General features: G+C 73.7%; 10 protein-coding genes. All 10 read right to left on the bottom strand.

Annotated features, from left to right (window positions below; all coding sequences use genetic code 11):
- Position 1 precedes the first annotated feature (1 nt).
- On the bottom strand, positions 2–673 hold the full coding sequence (locus DFJ66_RS06375; protein WP_121218848.1) for a DUF6875 domain-containing protein: 672 nt from the start codon (positions 671–673) through the stop codon (positions 2–4).
- Positions 673–2,034 carry an FAD-dependent oxidoreductase gene (locus DFJ66_RS06370; protein ID WP_121218845.1) on the bottom strand — a complete coding sequence of 454 codons (1,362 nt, stop codon included), beginning with the start codon at positions 2,032–2,034 and terminating at the stop codon, positions 673–675. Before DFJ66_RS06370 ends, DFJ66_RS06375 begins: the two co-directional genes overlap by 1 nt.
- Positions 2,031–5,102 carry a non-ribosomal peptide synthetase gene (locus tag DFJ66_RS06365; RefSeq protein ID WP_211351008.1) on the bottom strand — a complete coding sequence of 1,024 codons (3,072 nt, stop codon included), beginning with the start codon at positions 5,100–5,102 and terminating at the stop codon, positions 2,031–2,033. The genes DFJ66_RS06370 and DFJ66_RS06365 overlap by 4 nt, the downstream gene beginning before the upstream one ends.
- Complete coding sequence (locus DFJ66_RS06360) at positions 5,099–10,729, bottom strand: non-ribosomal peptide synthetase (protein ID WP_147459181.1); 5,631 nt, start codon at positions 10,727–10,729, stop codon at positions 5,099–5,101. Before DFJ66_RS06360 ends, DFJ66_RS06365 begins: the two co-directional genes overlap by 4 nt.
- A 100-nt stretch (positions 10,730–10,829) precedes the next feature.
- On the bottom strand, positions 10,830–11,045 hold the full coding sequence (locus tag DFJ66_RS06355) for an MbtH family protein (protein ID WP_121218841.1): 216 nt from the start codon (positions 11,043–11,045) through the stop codon (positions 10,830–10,832).
- Positions 11,046–11,236: 191 nt separating this feature from the next.
- Positions 11,237–12,403 (bottom strand): metallophosphoesterase, encoded by a 1,167-nt coding sequence (locus tag DFJ66_RS06350; protein ID WP_121218839.1) that lies wholly within the window; start codon positions 12,401–12,403, stop codon positions 11,237–11,239.
- 58 nt (positions 12,404–12,461) lie between these two features.
- Entirely contained in the window at positions 12,462–13,127 is a 666-nt protein-coding gene (locus DFJ66_RS06345; RefSeq protein ID WP_121218837.1) for a TetR/AcrR family transcriptional regulator, read from the bottom strand.
- 113 nt (positions 13,128–13,240) lie between these two features.
- On the bottom strand, positions 13,241–14,548 hold the full coding sequence (locus tag DFJ66_RS06340) for a cation:proton antiporter (protein ID WP_121218835.1): 1,308 nt from the start codon (positions 14,546–14,548) through the stop codon (positions 13,241–13,243).
- Between the two features lie 165 nt (positions 14,549–14,713).
- Entirely contained in the window at positions 14,714–15,280 is a 567-nt protein-coding gene (locus DFJ66_RS06335) for a hypothetical protein (protein WP_246029609.1), read from the bottom strand.
- Between the two features lie 54 nt (positions 15,281–15,334).
- Positions 15,335–16,951, bottom strand: a complete 1,617-nt coding sequence (locus DFJ66_RS06330; RefSeq protein WP_121218831.1) for a DUF885 domain-containing protein — start codon at positions 16,949–16,951, stop codon at positions 15,335–15,337.
- Between the last annotated feature and the right edge of the window lie 111 nt (positions 16,952–17,062).

Genomic DNA, 17,062 nt, shown 5'->3' with positions numbered 1-17,062 from the left:
GTCAGCTCCCGGACGTGGCGAGTCGGTCGGCGGCGGCGCGGACGTCACCGCGCAGGTGCGTGGGCACCCGGTCGCCGAAGCGCTCCAGGTACGCGGCGAGGGTCACGTCGTCGTCCCGCAGGAACGGGAAGTCCGTGGGCACCATGTGCCGGATGGCCAGCATGGGCACCGGGCTGTTCAGCGGCCGGAACACCGGGTTCCACAGGCCGGCCTTGTCCGGCGGGCCGGGGTGGAACTCGCCGACCATCAGGCCGTTCGCGGTGTACTCGGGCTTGAGCAGTTGTTGCGTGCGGTCCACGACGGACCAGTCGGCCAGTTCGGGGAACAGCACCAGGATCGTCTTGAACTGCGCGCCCGGCCCGGAGCGGGGTTCCAGCTCGGCGAACCAGTCGCGGTAGTGCAGCAGCAGGTCCGCCAGCTCGGCCGGCTCGGTCGGGCGGCCGGGGTGCACGGACAGGAAGAACAGGCCCTTCTGCATCGACGTGTCGGTGAACGGGCACACGTCGCCGCGCCGGCCCAGGTCGGGGTGCGGGGAGCACAGGTAGTCGCCCGCCCACGCGAACACCGTCCGCAGCGCGCCTTCGTGGGCGGCGACCTCGTCTGGGAGCTTCTCGGCGAGGAAGTCCGACGGCTCGACCAGAGGGTGGGCCCGCCGGGTCGGGTGGACCAGCATCATCTCACCTGCCTTCTGCCGCGAGGCGGCGCGATGAGCCGACCCACCAGGCGGCCGAGCCGCCGCGACGAAGTCGCGGCAATCAGACACAGGAGCGCGGTCGTTGTCGCCAGCAGGCGGTCCTGGCGCTTCGAGCGGGCCAGGGCTTCGCCGTAGGGCGTGGTCGTGTGGGCGATCAGGGTGTAGAGCGGCACCCAGGAGCGCGGGAACAGCCGGTGCAGCACCAGGTCGGCCTTCTTGCGGGCCAGGAACAGCGGCGAGCGCAGCTTGGCGCGCAGCTCCACGAAGTTGCGCCGGGACAGCTCCGCGAGCACGTCGGTGTGCGGCCGGCGCGCGTCCTCGAAGGCGGCCAGCGCCTTCGGCAGGTCGTGCGGGTGGGCGGCCAGGCAGCGGTCGAGGACCGAGCAGTCCTCGAAGGCCGCGTTCATGCCCTGGCCGAAGAACGGGTACACCGCGTGCGCGGCGTCGCCCAGCAGCACCACCCCGCGGCCCCCGCCCGTGGACGAGTGCCAGGGCGCGGTGCGGATGGTGACCAGGTTCGCGGGCGGGTGGGCCAGGAACTGCTCCACCACGTCCGGGATGAGCGTCAGCGTGTCGGGGAAGCGGCGGGCGAGGAACTCCCGGACCCGTGCGGGCGTGTCGAGCCCGGCGAACCCGTGCGGCCCCTCGAACGGCAGGAACATCGTGGCGGTGAGCGAGCCGTCCGCGTTGGGGTGGGCGACGATGAGCCCGTCGTCACCCGGCCACACGTGCAGCGCCCGCAGTTCGGTGCGCGGCTCGCCGTCGTCGCCGACCGGGATCAGCAGCTCCTTGTAGCCCCATTCCAGGTACTCCTGGTGCAGGGTCGTCCGGCGGCCCCGGCCGAGGTGGGTGCGCACGGCGGAGAACGCCCCGTCCGCGCCGATCACCAGGTCGGCCTCGAACTCGCCGGCGTCGGTCGCCACGGAAGGCTTGTCGCGGTCCACGCCGACGACCTTGTGGCGCCACAGGAACTCGACGCCCTGCTTCTCGGCTTCGTCGATCAGGGCAACGTTGAGGTCGTGGCGCAGCACGGAGTGCAGGATCTGGTCGTCATCGGTGCCGTAGGGCTGGAACCGGAGTGCCCCGTCGGGTGAGTGCACGACCCGGCCCCGCATCGGCACGGTCAGCGGCTTCAACGCGTCCAGGAGCCCGATTTCCCTGAGCGCCACGATCCCGCGCTGGGACAGGCCGAGGTTGATCGACCGACCGGCCTCACGCGTGCCGGGCGTGCGCGGATCCTCTCGCCGTTCCAGCACCCGGACCGCGAACCCGCGCCGAGCGAGGTAGACGGACACCAGCGAACCCGCCAAGCCCGCGCCCACCACCACCGCGTTGCTCATAGCTCGTCCTCGGTCAGCGTGCCCAGCAGGCGGTCGATCTCCTCGTCGGACAGGTCGTCCAGCTGGTCCAGCAGGGGTGCGGGGCCGCGTGCGCCGGTGTCCGCCGTCTCCAGGGCCGACCGCAGGCCCGCGATCGTGGGCGTGGCGAACAGGGCCGCCAGCGGCAGGTCCGCGCCCAGGGACGTGCGGACGCGGGCCAGCATCTGGGTCGCGGTCAGGGAGTGGCCGCCCAGGGCGAAGAAGTTGTCGTGCACGCCGACGTCGCCCGGCAGGCTCAGCACCTCCCGCCAGATCGCGGCCAGCGCCGCCTCGACCTCGTCGCGCGGTGGCACGTGCTCGGTGGCCGCCCCGGTCCACGTGGGCTCGGGCAGCGCGGCCCGGTCGATCTTGCCGGTCCCCGTGCGCGGCAACGCGGGCAGCTCGACCACGGCCGCCGGGATCATGTACTCGGGCAGTCTGGCCGCCAGGTGCGGGCGCAGGTCGGGAACGGGCCGGCGCAGCACGACGTGCGCGACCAGCCGGACGTCCGCCGGGCCCGCCGACCACGTGGTGACCACGGCGTCGGCCACGGCCGGGTGCGCCCGCAGCACGGCTTCGACCTCGCCGGGTTCGATGCGGAACCCGCGGATCTTGACCTGCCGGTCGGCGCGGCCCAGGAACTCCAGCGACCCGTCCGCGCGGGGCCGGACCAGGTCGCCGGTGGCGTAGAGGCGTCCGCCGCCGAACGGGTCGGGCAGGAACCGGTCCGCGGTCAGCGCGGGCAGGCCGTGGTAACCGCGGGCGACCCCCGCGCCGCCGATGTGCAGTTCGCCGATCACACCCGGCAGGACCGGGCGCAGCAACGGGTCCAGCACGTGCAGGGTGGTGCCGTCGACCGCCGGGCCGAGCCGGATCGGCGCGGGGCCGGGCGGCACCACGCCGGCCGTCGAGTACACGGTGGTCTCGGTGGGGCCGTAGCCGTCGACCAGGGTGGCCGCGTCGGACTGGAGGTCGTCGGCGAGGTCCCGGGTCAGCACCTCGCCGCCGGTCACCCGCAGCCGGACCCGCGCGGGCACGCCACCGGCCGCCACGACCATCCGCCAGCTCGCCGGACCGCCCTGCACGACCGTGGCCCCGGACTCGGCGATCCGTTGCCGCAGCAGCGCTCCGTCGGCCACGTCCGCCGCCGGGAGCGCGGTGAACCCGGCGCCCCTCATCAGCGGCACCAGCATCTCCACCGTGGAGACGTCGAACGCGGGCGTGCTGATGGAGGCCAAGCGGTCGTCGGGGGACAGGTCCAGCAGGCGGTCCATCGAGGTCAGCAGCGCGGCCAGGCCGCCTTGCGTGACGCGGACGCCCTTCGGTTTCCCGGTGGAGCCGGAGGTGTAGATGATGTACGCCAGGCTTTCCGGGATCGGGGGCACGGCACGCGGCGGGGTGCTCGGGCCGGTGGCGTCGGTGATGTCCACGGTCGCCCACGGTCCGCGCAGCACACCGGTCTTCTCGCGCGAGGCCGCGTCGGTGACCACGACCGGCGCTCCGGCGTCCGCCGCCATCGTGGTCAGGCGCTCGACCGGCCACGACGGGTCCAACGGCAGGTAGCCCGCGCCGACCTTCCACGCGGCGAGGATGCCGATGATCGTGGGCTCGCCCCGCTCCAGGCACAGCGCCACCGGATCGTCCGGGCGTGCGCCGACCGCCTTGAGGCCGTGCGCCAAGCGGTTGGCGGCCCGGTCCAGTTCCCGGTAGGTCAGCTTCTCCACCACGGCGTCCGGGTGCGCGGCGAGCGCGCGGGTGACCACCTCCAGCGCGGTTTCCTCGGACTGGGAAGGGGTTTGGGGCGTGGGAGTCGTGGTGAGGGGCAGTTCGGCGACCTTCGTGCCGGTGTCGACGCCCGCGGTGAGCGTGGCGAAAGCGTTGTGCAGAGCGGCGATCGTCGGTTCGTCGAACAGCTCGGCGTCGTACTGCCACCGGCCGAACCATGTGTCCCCGTCGCGCTCCACGGTCAGGGACAGGTCGAACTTCGCGCCACCGTTGGCCACCGGCTCCGGCCGCAGGGTCAGCGCGCCCGCCTGCCGCGCCGGCGGCAACGGCTCCACGGCGAACATCACCTGCACCAGCGGCGCGTGCGCCAAGGTCCGCTCGGGCGCGACCAGGTCCACGACCTGTTCGAACGGCAGGTCCTGGTGTTCCAGCGCCGCCACGGTCGCCTGCTCGGCGGCCCGCACGACCTCACCCAAGGTGGTCTCCGGCTCGAAGGTCGCTCGCAGCGGCAACGTGTTGGCGACGAACCCGACCAAGCCCTCGGTCTCGGGACGGGTGCGCGCGGCCACCGGCGTGGCGACCAGGAAGTCGGCTTGGCCGGTGACCCGGTGCAGCACGCACTGGAACAGGGCGAGCAGGTGCGCGAACGACCCGTCGGACACAGCCAGTTCGCGCCGCAGCTCGGCCCCGCGCCCGGTGGGGGAGGCCGGGCGCGGGTGATCGGTGGGCAGTGGCAGCACGGTCGGCGCGCCGCGCAGGGCCTCGGACCAGTAGCGGGCGTCGTCGGCGAACGCGCCGGCCTCGACCTGGTCCTGTTGCCACAGCGCGTAGTCCGGGTACTGGACGGGCAGCTCCGGCAGGTCGGCGTCCCCGGCGTAGCAGCGCGCCAGCTCGTCGAACAGCACCGCGCACGACCAGCCGTCCGCGATGCTGTGGTGCAGCACCAGGACGAGCACGTCCCGGTTGACCAGGGTCGCCCGCAGCAGCGGACCGGTGTGCAGGTCGAACGGCTCGCGGACCAATGCCCTGACCACGCCGTCCACGTCGTCGGTGTCCACGACGGGCAGCGGCACGGGCTGCGCCTCGGACACCACCTGCACCGGCACGCCGTCCTCGTCGGCGAACCGCGTCCGCAAGGCCTCGTGCCGGGCGACGACCGCGTTCAGCGCCGCGCGCAGGGCGTCGGGGTCCAGCGGCCCGTCCAACGCCACCCGCCAGCCGATGTTGTAGACCGGGCCGGCCGGCATCAACTGGTCGAGCAGCCACAGCCGGCGCTGCCCCGACGAAGCCGGGAACCGGAACAGTTCGGGGGTCACCGTGCTCACCGCGTTCCTCCCTGGTGCCAACCCCGGCGGTCGACGGCGACCAGCCGGAACTCCGCGGTGTGCCGGTTGCCGTGCGCGTCGGTCAGCCACAACGCGTCCGGCCCCGGCAGCATCTCGCCGACGGCCAGGGGCGCGTCCGGCTTCTCCCGCTCCAACGCGCGCACCGCGTGCGCGAACAGCTCCACCGACGGACCGCTCTCCAGGTCCGCGTAGAACGGCTTGTGCTCCACCGGGCTCTTGACGAACACGAACCGGGGGATGCCGTGCTCCCGCCGCCACGCCTGCGCGCCCAGGAACCGGCTCGGCTCGTCGGGGGCGAAGGCGAACCGGCTGGCGGCGGCGTCGAGCTGCCAGGCCTCCCGCGTGACCACCAGCCGGTCCAGCGTGGTGCGCGGGGTGTGCGCGCCCGCCGGCAGCAGCCGGAACCGCTGCACGAGCTGGGCCATGATCTGCTCGTTGAGCAGCTCGACCAGGTCGAGGTCCACCCGGCCGTCACGGCTGCGGGCGCGGAGCTTCCCGCCGACGTCGACCACCGAGCAGGCGCCGACCGGGACCGCGCCCTCCAGGTCCGGGCCGCACGAGTCGTGCCCGAACACGATCCGCAGGTCCTCCGGCAGCACGAGGGCGTCCGCGAGGCGCTGGGGCGTGCCGCCCTGCTCCCGGGTCGTCGTCAGCACCACCCGCGGGCCGGCCATGTCCCGTGCCATCGCCTGCCGCAGCTGCGCGGGGTCGGGGTGCTGGGACACGAACAGCGCCGACCGCATGGTGTTCACGCCGGGGTGGACCTCGCCGAGCACCCACTGGAAGTCCCCGTTGCGGACCGCGTCCGCGTCCTTCGCCGCGAGCAGCACGTCCGGGCTGTGCTGCACCGCGCCGCGCCACCCGGGCCCGGGGGCCGCGAAGGCCTTGAAGACGGCGTCCCGCACGTCCGCGGCACGGCGACTGTCGCCCACCGCCGTGGCCCAGCGCTGTTGGAGCGCGGCGACCAGGCGGTCCAGCAGGCGGTCGTCCAGCCGGAAGATGGTGTCGTTGGCCCACAACCAGAAGTCCGCGAGCCGGACCTCGGACCGGCCGCCGGCGTTCTTCCCGAACACCTCCCGCAGCGCGCGGGAGTAGAGGGCCGCGCCGGCGCGGGTGAACCAGCGGGCGGCTTCGAGGACCAGTTCCAGGGCCGGCCACAGGGTGTCGAGGAGGGCGGGGGAGAGCGTGACCTCCAGGTCCCGGCGGCACTCCTCGTGCACCAGCGTCCGGCCCGCGTAGAACAGGCCCGGTCGGCGCACGGCCGCCGCGCCGGTGATGGCGGTGAACTGCTCCTGGAGGTCGCCGATCGCCGCGACGAGCCGGTCCGGGTCGCCGACCGCGTGCCGGATCGCGTCCCGCGCCCGTTCGACGCTGTCGAGCTTGCCGGCGACCTCGGTCCGGGTGGCGGTGTCGTCGATGGCGTCGATCTGCTTGCGCAGGGCCACTTCGGGGTTGAGCGCGGACGGCGGCACTTCCAGCGTCCACGCGATCCGCTTGGCCCGCCGCAGGCGTTCCAGGGTGTCGAAGACGGCCTGCCGGTCGGTGTCGAGGTGGTCGGCGATGTCCACGGCCCGGCGGCGGCCGTCGCACGCGGCGAACACGGCGGCCTCCAGCGGCGGCAGCGTGATCGGGTCGGCCAGCGGGACGTGCAGGGTGTCGTGGTCGAGGTCCAGGAACGGCATCCGGCGCGGCACCGCCCACGGGCGGACGGCGTCGGTGGTGAGGGCCTCGGCGAGCTCGTGGACGGCCCAGTTCTCCAGGTAGACCGTGCGGCGGTCCACCAGGTCGGGGCCGGGGCGGACGGTGAGCGCGTCGCCTTCCGCGATGCGCGCCCAGCCGACCGGGCCGAAGAAGCCGATGGTGTCGTTCTTGGCGCAGTAGCGCTGGAGGTAGCTGACGACCGTGTGCTCCCAGCGCCGGTGGTCGACGTTGCGGACCCGGCTCGTGTCGCGGTGCAGGGCGTCGACGGCGGTCTGGAGGGCGCGGGGGTTCTGCCAGGCGACCGCTTCCCGGAACTTGGCGTCCCCGCTGATCCGGTGCAGGACGTCGGCCGTGCGCTCCCGGCCCTGCTCGAACACGGCGGTGTACTCGGCCAGCGCGGCTTCGTGCCGTGCGGCGGCTCGGGCGGCCCGTGCCAGGGCGGCGTCCACGTCGGGCGGACCGTCCAGCGCGGCCCTGGCGTCGGCGAACCGGCCCTTGCGCACCAGCCTTCCGATGCGCCGCAGTGCCGAGCGCTCTTCGCCCTGCGCCGCGTCCTCGACGACTCGCAATGCCTTGAACGCGGCCCACCGGGCTTCGCTCACCACGTCGTCGGCGGCGAGGACGGTTTCGGCGGCGCGGGCGGCGTCCGGGGAGGCGATGTCCAGGAGCGGCTGGATGCCGAACCCGGTGCCCCGCAGTTCGATCCACCGCCAGACGCCCCATTCGCCCGTGCCCCGGGGGACGACGAGGTGGTCCTCGGGCTTGGCGCGTCGAGGCGTGTGTTGTGCGGGGATGCGGTAGGCGGTCCGGTCGCGGCGGGTGATGCTGGTCAGGGTTCGGGCGTTGCGGGTGCCGTCCACGACCGCCGCGCACGCGGCCAGGGTGCGGGCGCGGTGCAGTTCGGCGACCGGCACGTCCACGCCGAACTCCTCGCGCACCCGGAACGCCAGCCGCACCGCGAGCAGCGAGTTGCCGCCGACCGCGAAGAAGTCGTCCTCCGCGTACACCTCCTGGCCGCCCAGCAGCGCCTGCCACAGCCCGGCCAGGCGTTGCTGCGTCCCGGGCGTGGGCGGGGTGCCGGTGCGTCGCCCCGGCAGGGAGGTGGTGCGAAGCGCGGCCCGGTCCACCTTCCCGCTGCGGTTCAACGGGAGCTCGTCCAGGACCACGTAGTGCGCGGGGCACAGGTAGGCCGGTAATCGGGCCTCGACGTGCCGGCGCACGGCGGGCACGTCCACCGCGCCGGTCACGTACGCGACCAGGTGGCGGGCCTCGCCGTCCCCGGTCGGCAGCACGACGGCCTCCGCCACCCCGGCGCACTCCCGCAGCACGCCCTCCACCTCGGCCGGCTCCACCAGGAACCCGCGCACCTTCACCTGCTGGTCCGCCCGCCCGAGGAACTCCAGCACCCCGTCCGGCCGCCACCGCGCCAGGTCACCGGTCCGGTACAGCCGCCCGCCGGGCGCGCCGAACGGGTCCGGCACGAACCGGTCCGCCGTCAGCGCCGGGTTGGCCCAGTACCCGCGCGCCAGCCCCGCGCCCCCGGTGTACAGCTCGCCGGGCACGCCCACCGGCACCGGCCGCATCCGCTCGTCCAGCACGTACACCGTGCTGCGCTGCACCGGCGTCCCGATCGGCACCGTGGCCCCGACCTGCCGGGGGTCGGTGAGCACGGCGCACGTGGTGAACGTGGTGTTCTCGGTCGGCCCGTACCCGTTGACCACCGGCTTGCCGCCGCGCGCGACCAGCGCCGCCCGCACGGCGTCCGGGGCGAGGACGTCACCGCCGGCCAGCAGTTGCGCCACCGGCTCCAGCACCTCCGGCGCGTGCGCCACGACCTGGTGGAACAGCCCGGCGGTCAGCCACAGCACGCTCACCCCGTGCTCGCGCACCAGCGCACCCAGCACCGCCGGGTCGGGCGGCCCCTCGGGCGCGGCCACCACCCGGCCGCCGGTCAGCAGCGCGCCCCACACCTCCAGCGTCGTCAGGTCGAACGCGGTCGCCGACAGGTGCAGGAACGTCTGGCCCGGCCCGAACCGCGCGAACGTCGGCCGTGTCACCAGCCGCACGACACCCCGGTGCGGCACCGCCACACCCTTGGGCCGCCCGGTCGAGCCGGACGTGTAGTTCACGTACGCCACGCTCAACGGGTGCGCCCGCCGCGGAACCGGCCCGTCCGGACCATCCACAGAGGACAGCAGCAGACTTGAAACGCCTTCGGGCAGCGGACGTTCGCGGTCGGTCACCACGAGCCGGGTCCCGGACTCCCGCAACGCCGCGGCGTCGCGCGCCGCCGGGTTCGCCGGGTCCAGCGGCAGGTAGGCCGCACCCGTCTTCACCACCGCCAGCATCGCGGTCACCAGGTCCGCCCCGCGCGGCAGCGCCAGGCCCACCGGCTCGTCCGGCCGCGCCCCGCGCGCCAGCAGCGCGTGCGCCAACCGGTTCGAGCGGCGGTCCAGTTCGGCGTAGGACAGCCAGCCGGCGGGGGAGTGGACGGCGTCCGCGTCGGGCCGCAGCCGCACCTGTTCGGCGAACAGCTCCGGCACGGTCGCGTCCGCCGGGTACTCCACGGCCGTGTCGTTCCACTTCTCCACCAGCCGCACCAGCTCCGCGCCCCGCGGCTCGGTCAGCTCCCGCACCGGCCGCTCCGGCGCCTCGGCCATGCCCGCGAGCAGCTCCCGGAACTGCCCGAGCAGCGCGTCGGGCGCCCAGTCGGGGAACCGGGTGGTGTCGTGGATCAGTTGCAGGCTCAAGTGCGGCTCGGCGAACGCGTACAGCGTCATCGCGTAGCCGGGGCTGCGCAGGATGCGCACGGTCCGGCCGGCGGGCGCGGTGGGTCGGGCGGACAGCACGGTGTTGATCTCGCGGTGCTCGAACAGCACCAGGCTGCGCATGAGCTGGTCGTGCCCGGCGGCGCGCTGGATGTCCGGCAACGGCGTCAGCTGGTGGTCGCGGGCGGCCACCGACCGCTCCCGGACCGTCCGCAGCCACTGCGACACGGGCGCGTCGAGGTCCACCGGCAGCCGCAGCGGCACGGTCGCCAGCAGCAGGCCCACCATGTCCTCCGCGCCGGGCACCGACCCGTGCCGGGCCGCCCGGGTCACGCCGAACACCGCCTCGCGGCTGCGCGCGTGCGTGGCCAGCACCAGACCCCAGGCGGCCAGCACGACCGTGTTCACCGTGACGCCCGCGATGGCGGCCAGGGCCCGCACGGCGGCGGTCTCGGCGTCGGACAGGTCGGCGGTAGCCACGCCCATCACCGGCGTCGCGGAACCGTTGTGCTCCAACGGCAACAGCCCCGGCTCGGGCAGGTCGGCCAGCTCCCGCGCCCAGAAGTCCCGGTCGCGGGCGGCCAGCGGGTGCTCCGGCGCGGTGCGCTCGGCGTACCAGCGGACGTAGTCGGCGAACTCCGGGCGGTCCGGGAAGACCGCGGTACCGCCGGAAGCGCAGTCGTCGTCGATCTCCGAGAGCAGGATCGCCAGCGACCGCCCGTCCAGGACCGCGTGGTGGAAGGTCGCGACCACGACCCCGCCGGGCAGCTCCCGCACCCGCAGCGGCGGCCCGGACACCGGGTCCACGCCCTGCCGCCGATCGGCGGCCAGGAAGCCGTCCAGGTCGAACCCCGGGTCGTCGGCGTCGTCGGCGAGCACCGGCACGTCCTCCGCCGAGCCGAACCACTGCTCGGCCTGCCCGTCGGGCCGCCACCGGAACCGCGCCCGCAGCACCGGGTGCCGCTCGACGGCCCTGCGCCACGCCGCCAGGCACGCCCGCGCGTCCGCCGACGTGGCGAACCGCTGCACGCACTGGATCACGTCCGTGCCGGCGGCCGGGTCACGCAGACCGGCGGCGATCATCCCGCTCTGCAACGGCAGCGCGGGCGTCGTCCGGACAACCGGATCCGGGTACACCGAAGCCTCCCCCAGAAATGAGCACGCCGAATTGACCGGCTAATCGCGGGCAGCATTCAGCCACTCGCAAAACAGGTGCTGGTTCGAAAGGTGGAACGGGTCAGCCGCCGTGCGCGGCGAGGTGCTCCCGCACGCTGCGGGGGCGCATGTCCGTCCACACCGCGGCGATGTGGTCCAAGCACTCTTGCCTGGTCCCCGCGGTCCCCTCCGCGCGCCAGCCGAGCGGGAGCTCGCGGTCGGCGAACCAGACCGAGTACTGCTCCTCGTTGTTCACCACGACCAGGAATTCACGGCCATCCGTGTTCTCGCTGCTCATGAAAGTTCCCCTGCCCTTCACCGGCGGGCGGTCGCCGGTGGCGGCAACGCTACGCGGCGGGCAGACTTTCGGAAAATCCACTGAACGGTCGAACCGGTCATATGGTGATCGGTTCTCCGGTTATTCGAATAGCTTATCGGTCGTTGCGTTTCGTGGTGGACCGATCACGCGCTGTCGAATCCGGCGGGGGTTCAGCGCGAGCGCAGGGTCAGCAGCGAGATCTCGGAGGGCGCGAACACGCGGAAGGGCGGCCCCCAGAACCCCGCGCCCCGGCTGGTGTAGAGGCGGGTGCGGTCGCCGTGCTCGGACAGGCCGTGCAGCACGGGCTGCTGGAGCCGCACGAGCAGGTGGAACGGCCAGATCTGGCCGCCGTGGGTGTGCCCGGACAACTGGAGGTCCACGCCCGCCTCGACGGCCTTGCCGATCTCGCTGGGCTGGTGCGCCAGCAGCACCACCGGGTCGGTCGGCTCGACGCCCGCGAGCGCGGACGCCAGGTCGGCCCCGTGGCCCTCCTCGCCGGAGTGCGCGGCGGTGATGTCGTCGATGCCCGCGAACACCAGCCGCGCCCCGTCGCGTTCGAGCACGCGGTGCTGGTTGTGCAGGGAGGTCCAGCCCAGCTCGGCCATGTGCTCCATCCACGCCTGCGCGTTGCTCAGGTACTCGTGGTTGCCGGAGACGTAGAACCGTTGCGGGGCTTGGACTTCGCCCAAGGCCGTCGACTGGTCGCGGCGCTGCTCGACGGTGCCGTCCGCGATGTCGCCGACGTGCACGACGACGTCGGCGCCCAGCTCGTTGACCCGCTGCACGGTCCGGCGCGACCACGCGGCGCGGTCGATGGGGCCGTAGTGGGTGTCCGCGAGCACAGCGATGGTGAGGCCGTCGAACGCCGGGTCCAGGCGCGGCAGCACGACGTCCTGGCGGCGCACGCGCGGCACGCGCATGGCCTGCCGGTGGCCGTGGAGGGCCAGGGTCACCACGATCGCCAGCAGCAGCACCGCGACCAGCCGCGCGCGGAACGGGTTCTCCACGCCCGCGATCGCCAGCACGAGCCGCAGCAGGTGGGTGACCAGCGTCCAGGCGAACGCGATCCACGCGATGCCCAGCAACGGCATGGCGATCCGGGTGGCGGCGTCCGAGCCCCGGGTGAACGCGCGGACCACCGTCACCGGCAACACCACCCACCCCGCCGCGATCACCAGCGTGCCGATGACGGTCACGGCTGTCGGCCACTGGGCGCTCGGCGCGAGCAGACCGGTCCACGGCACCCAGAACAGCAGGGTGCTGATCACCGTCAACACCGCGAGGAACACGGTCCGGCGGCGGGCGGACCGCCGGGGCGGGGCGTCGGTGGTGGCCATGAGGCGCCTCCGTGCTCGTGGGCTCGTTAACGGACCGGTGGTCTCTAATCGTACGCGGTCAGCTGGACCGGACGACCAGCCCGATGAGCTGGTTCACCAGGGCCTCGCGCAGGTCGGCGGCGAACAGCTCGGCGGCCGGCGGCAGGCCCAGCTCGGCGGCGGCGCGGGCGACCTCGCCGGTGGGGTGCGCGTGCGGCCACAGCCCGGCGGTGACCACCAGGACCGAGCGGGCGAACCGGGTGGCGGCGGGCTCGTCGAGCTGGGGGAGTTCGGCGCGGACCAGGTCCGCCAGGCGCGCGGTGTGGTCGGTGGCCCGCGCCTTGACCGCGCGGGCGGTGTCCAGGCCGATGTTGCGCTCCAGCACGCCCGCCATCGACGCCACCAGGTCGCACAGCAGCGGGTGGCGCTGCACGGAGTCGGCCACCGCCGTGGCGACCGCGATCGCCCGCCCGTAGGGGACGGGCTCCACCGGGGCGTCCCGGATCGCGGCCTCGACGTCGTCCAGCCACGCGCCCCAGCGGCGGTCCAGCACGCCGAGGAAGACCGCCTCGCGGCTGTCGAAGTACCGCAGCACGTTGGACTTGGCCAGCCCCACCCGGCAGCTCAGCTCGCGCAGGCTCACCTCGGTCACCGGCACCTCGCCGAGCATGGCCTCCGCGGTGTCCAGGATCGCGGCCCGCCGCGCCGCGACCTGCTCGGGCCGCCGCGCCCGCCGGAACTCCATGCCGAGCAGGCTAGCGGACCGCCGGTCTGTTCCCCAGTGCCTTCGGCGCGGGCCGGGTGAGCTGCCCCCCGTCGAGCAGCTCACCCGGCCCGCGCTTGGTCAGCCCCTCTTGGTCAGCCCGCGAAGGTGCGTTCGCGCTCGCGTTCCTCTTCGGTGGTGTCGATGTGCTTGACGGCGTAACGCAGCATCGGCGGGGCCATGAGGGACGTCACGACGGCGACCAGGACGACGATGGTGTACCCGGCGGTGGTGAGCACGCCGACCCGCAAACCGACCATCGCCACGATCACTTCGATGACACCCCGCGCGTTCAACCCCGCGCCCAGCGCCAAGCCCTCCCAGTGGGTGAGCTTGGACAGCCGGGCGCCCAGGTAGGCCCCGGCGAACTTGCCGCCGACCGCGATCGCCAGCACCACGAGCGCCGAGAGCAGCACGGGCCACTGCCCCAGCAGGGTCAGGTCCATGCGCAGGCCCGCCGTGGCGAAGAAGATCGGTGCGAGGACGGCCATGGTCATCGTGCGCAGCGGGGCGAGCTTGCGGCGGTCCAGGAGGCCCGAGGTGCTCAACAGGATGCCGCACAGGAACGTGCCCAGGATCGGCTCCAGCCCCAGCGCGTGCGTGCCGGCGGCGCAGGCGACCAGCAGCAGCACGACGGCCGCGACCGTCGGGCCGGCGTCGGTCGACCGGTTGGCCAGGGTCAGCGCCTTCTTCACCGCCGGGCGGCCGACGAGCACCGCGACGAGGAACGCGGCGGCCAGGCTGCCGAGGGTCAGGGCGACGTGGCCCAGGCGCAGCCCGGTGGTGGCCATCGCGGACACCACCGACAACAGCGACCAGCCGACGATGTCGTCCACGGCGGCGGCGCTGATGGTGAGCTGGCCGATGTTGCGGTGCAACAGGTTCAGCTCCACCAACGTCTTCGCGATCACCGGGATCGCCGAGACGCACATGGCGACGCCGAGGAACAACGCGAACACGAGCGTGTCGTCGCGCCCGGACAGCAGCGAGGCGGGCAGCGCCAACCCGGCCGCGACCCCGACCGCCAACGGGATGAGCAGCCCGCCCAGCGACACCCACAGCGCGGTGCCGCCCCGCCGCCGGACCATCGGCAGGTCGATGTGCATGCCGGTGAACCCGACCAGCAGCAGCACCCCCAGCTGGCCCACGGCGTCGAGCAGGTTGATCTGGGTGGCCACCGGGGGGAACAGCCAGCCGGACAGGCCGGGCAGGACGTGGGCCAGCAGCGACGGGCCGAGCAGGACACCGGCGGCCAGTTCGCCGACCACGTTGGGCAAGCCGAACCGGGCCGCGAGCTTGCCCAGCGCCAGGGCCGCACCCAGCAGCACGGCCAGTTGGAGCAGGAACACGAGCATCTGGTGCGCGCCGATCGGGGACGGCGGCGCGGCAGCGAGAACGGTCATCTCGGCCCTCTCGGTGGAGCGGTGTGCGAAAGAGTGCCTCTGACCTCTACGCCGGTCCCGGATCGGGTGGAAGGATCAAGGACTTCGCGATGCCGAATACGTCAACTGGGCCGTCGATCCGACGCGCAGTTCCGGTGGTCCGGACGGGCCCGCTCCGGGAGCCGGTCAGCGGAGAACGGCCGCAAGCCGGTCGAGGGCCGTGGACCACGGTCGCGCCGGCAGCACCGGGATGCCGTGCCGTTCGGCCTCCCCCGCCAACCACGTGCCGAAGTGGGCGCTGTCCTGGGCCCGCTTGCGCTGCGCGCCCGACGACGGTTCCCGGATCAGGTAGTTGCGCTCCAGCTGGGCCGCGTCGGGCTCGGCCACCACGACCGACCGCACCTCCGGCCCGGTCCACTTCGCGCAGAACTCCGGCAGCAGGTAGTCGCCCTCCAGCACCAGCGGCAGGTCGGTGTCCAGGTGGTTCTCGATCACCGCCGCCAGCGCCGGTTCCAGCGCCCGCGCCAGCGCCACCTGCGCGTCCAGCACCTGCTCCGCGGTCAGCCCGGCGTCGGAGTGCGTGCGCCAGAAGTGCAGGGCGGGCTGCGCGTCCGCCGACGTCACCGCCTGGGTCGCCACGACCAGGTCGTCGACCTCCACCAACGCCGCACCCCGCGCGCGGGCGGTCGGGTACGACAACGCGCTCTTGCCGCTCCCCGACGCCCCGCCGATCAACAACACCCGCCAGTCCACGAGCGGCAGCGTGACAACCACCCGGCCGGAACGGCAACTCGAAAACCCGTGCCCTCAGCCAACGTTCAGCCGCGAGGTCCACGCCGTCACCAGTTCCGACAGCGACCCCAGCGGCACCCGACCCTCCGACAGCACCACGTCGTGGAAGTCCCGCGGGTCGAACCGCGACCCCAGCGCCCGCTCCGCCGACGCCCGCAGCCGCTGGATCTCCAGCCGCCCGACCAGGTACGCGAGCGCCTGCCCCGGGTCGGACAGGTACCGGTCCACCTCCGCCTCGATGGCCGCGTGCCCGAGCGGCGTGTGGTCGCGCAGGAACGCCACCGCGCCGCGCCGGGTCCAGCCGTTGGCGTGCAGGCCGGTGTCCACCACCAGCCGGGCCGCGCGCAGGCAGTCCAGCGCCAGCATCCCCAGCCGGGACAGGTCGTCGGAGTACAGGCCCATCTCGTCGGCCAGCCGTTCCGCGTACAGGGCCCAGCCGTCGGCGAACGCGTCGAAGGTCGCCGTGCGCCGCAGCACCGGCAGGTCCGCCCGTTCCTGCCGCAGCGACACTTCCAGGTGGTGGCCGGGCACGCCCTCGTGGAACGCGGTGACCTCGGCCTTGTAGCGCATCTGCTCGCCGGGGCGCTTGGTGTTGAGGTAGTACGTGCCCGGCCGCGACCCGTCCAGCGAACCCGTCCGGTACGCGGGGGGCGTGGTCGGCGAGCCGGACTTCGGGTAGGCCGCGACCTCGCACGGCCGGGTCGGCACGCGGTGGAACCACCGCGGCGCGGCCGCTTCCGCCCGCCGCACCGCCTCCCGGGCCGCTGCCAGCATCTCCGCGCCGTCGTGCCAGCGCAACGCCGGGTCGTCGCGCAGCCGGGCGAACACGTCGGGCAGGTGCCCGGTCCGGAACACCCGCCACCCCAGCTCGGCGAACTCCTCCGACAGGCCCGCCAGCACGTCGAGCCCCACCCGGTGCAGCCGCTGCGCCGACAGGGCGGTGGTGGTGTGGGCGCGCACGGCCGTCTCGTACGCCGCCTCCCCGTCGGGCAGCCGGCACACGCCGGCGTGGTCGTCGTCGCGGCCGTGGGGGAGGACTTCGCCGAGCAGCATGTCCCGATAGGTCAGAATCGCGGTGGTCGCGATTTCCCGGCCTTGACCATGGCAGAGGTCGTCGATGTTGGCGAGCTGGTTGTCCAAATGCGCGATCGCGGCCTTCACCAGTCGCGCGACCGGGGTGCGGCCGGCGGCTATTCCGGCACGGTGCCGTTCCGAGAGCGTGCGGAAGAATTCCGGCAATTGCCGGATGCGCCGCAAGTGCTCCGCGCGTCGGCGGCGGGTGTCCACGGGCAGGGTGGCCAGGGTGAGCAGCAGGTCGGGCACCGGGGTCGTCACGACGTCGCTGACGGTGAACTCCACCCACCGGCACGCGACCCGGTCCCGCTCGGCCCCGACCTGCTGGAGGACCACGTCACGGGTGATCCGGTCGGTGGTCGTCAACCCCTGCGGGTCCACCGCGCGGGCCTTCCGGCCCAGCGCCGCCAACGCCAGGTCGAACTCGGCGTCCGCGTCCTCGGAGAAGTCGGGCAGGCGGTCGCCGTCGCCGGGTGTGCCGCGCAGGGCGGCGGCGGTCGGAGTGCGCTGCGCAAGGGTTTCGTGCAGTTCGTCGGCAATCGTCCGGACAACAGACATGACGCCTCCCCCAAGGCATTCGGTGTTGTGCCCGGATCGTGCCACGGATTCGGTGTCGAGGGGTGCGCGGAAGCGCAGGTGGACCCCGAAGAATTCGCACTTGTGACGATT

The organism is Saccharothrix variisporea (assembly GCF_003634995.1).
GTDB lineage: Bacteria > Actinomycetota > Actinomycetes > Mycobacteriales > Pseudonocardiaceae > Actinosynnema > Actinosynnema variisporeum.
The sequence above is the reverse complement of the archived record's forward strand: the minus strand, read 5'-3'. Positions and strand labels throughout refer to the sequence as shown.

Excerpts from the sequence above, each read along its gene's own strand:
- DFJ66_RS06375 (WP_121218848.1), bottom strand. The coding sequence starts at position 673 with ATGCTGGTCCACCCGACCCGGCGGGCCCACCCTCTGGTCGAGCCGTCG.
- DFJ66_RS06370 (WP_121218845.1), bottom strand. The coding sequence starts at position 2,034 with ATGAGCAACGCGGTGGTGGTGGGCGCGGGCTTGGCGGGTTCGCTGGTG.
- DFJ66_RS06355 (WP_121218841.1), bottom strand. The coding sequence starts at position 11,045 with ATGAGCAGCGAGAACACGGATGGCCGTGAATTCCTGGTCGTGGTGAAC.
- DFJ66_RS06350 (WP_121218839.1), bottom strand. The coding sequence starts at position 12,403 with ATGGCCACCACCGACGCCCCGCCCCGGCGGTCCGCCCGCCGCCGGACC.
- DFJ66_RS06345 (WP_121218837.1), bottom strand. The coding sequence starts at position 13,127 with ATGGAGTTCCGGCGGGCGCGGCGGCCCGAGCAGGTCGCGGCGCGGCGG.
- DFJ66_RS06340 (WP_121218835.1), bottom strand. The coding sequence starts at position 14,548 with ATGACCGTTCTCGCTGCCGCGCCGCCGTCCCCGATCGGCGCGCACCAG.
- DFJ66_RS06330 (WP_121218831.1), bottom strand. The coding sequence starts at position 16,951 with ATGTCTGTTGTCCGGACGATTGCCGACGAACTGCACGAAACCCTTGCG.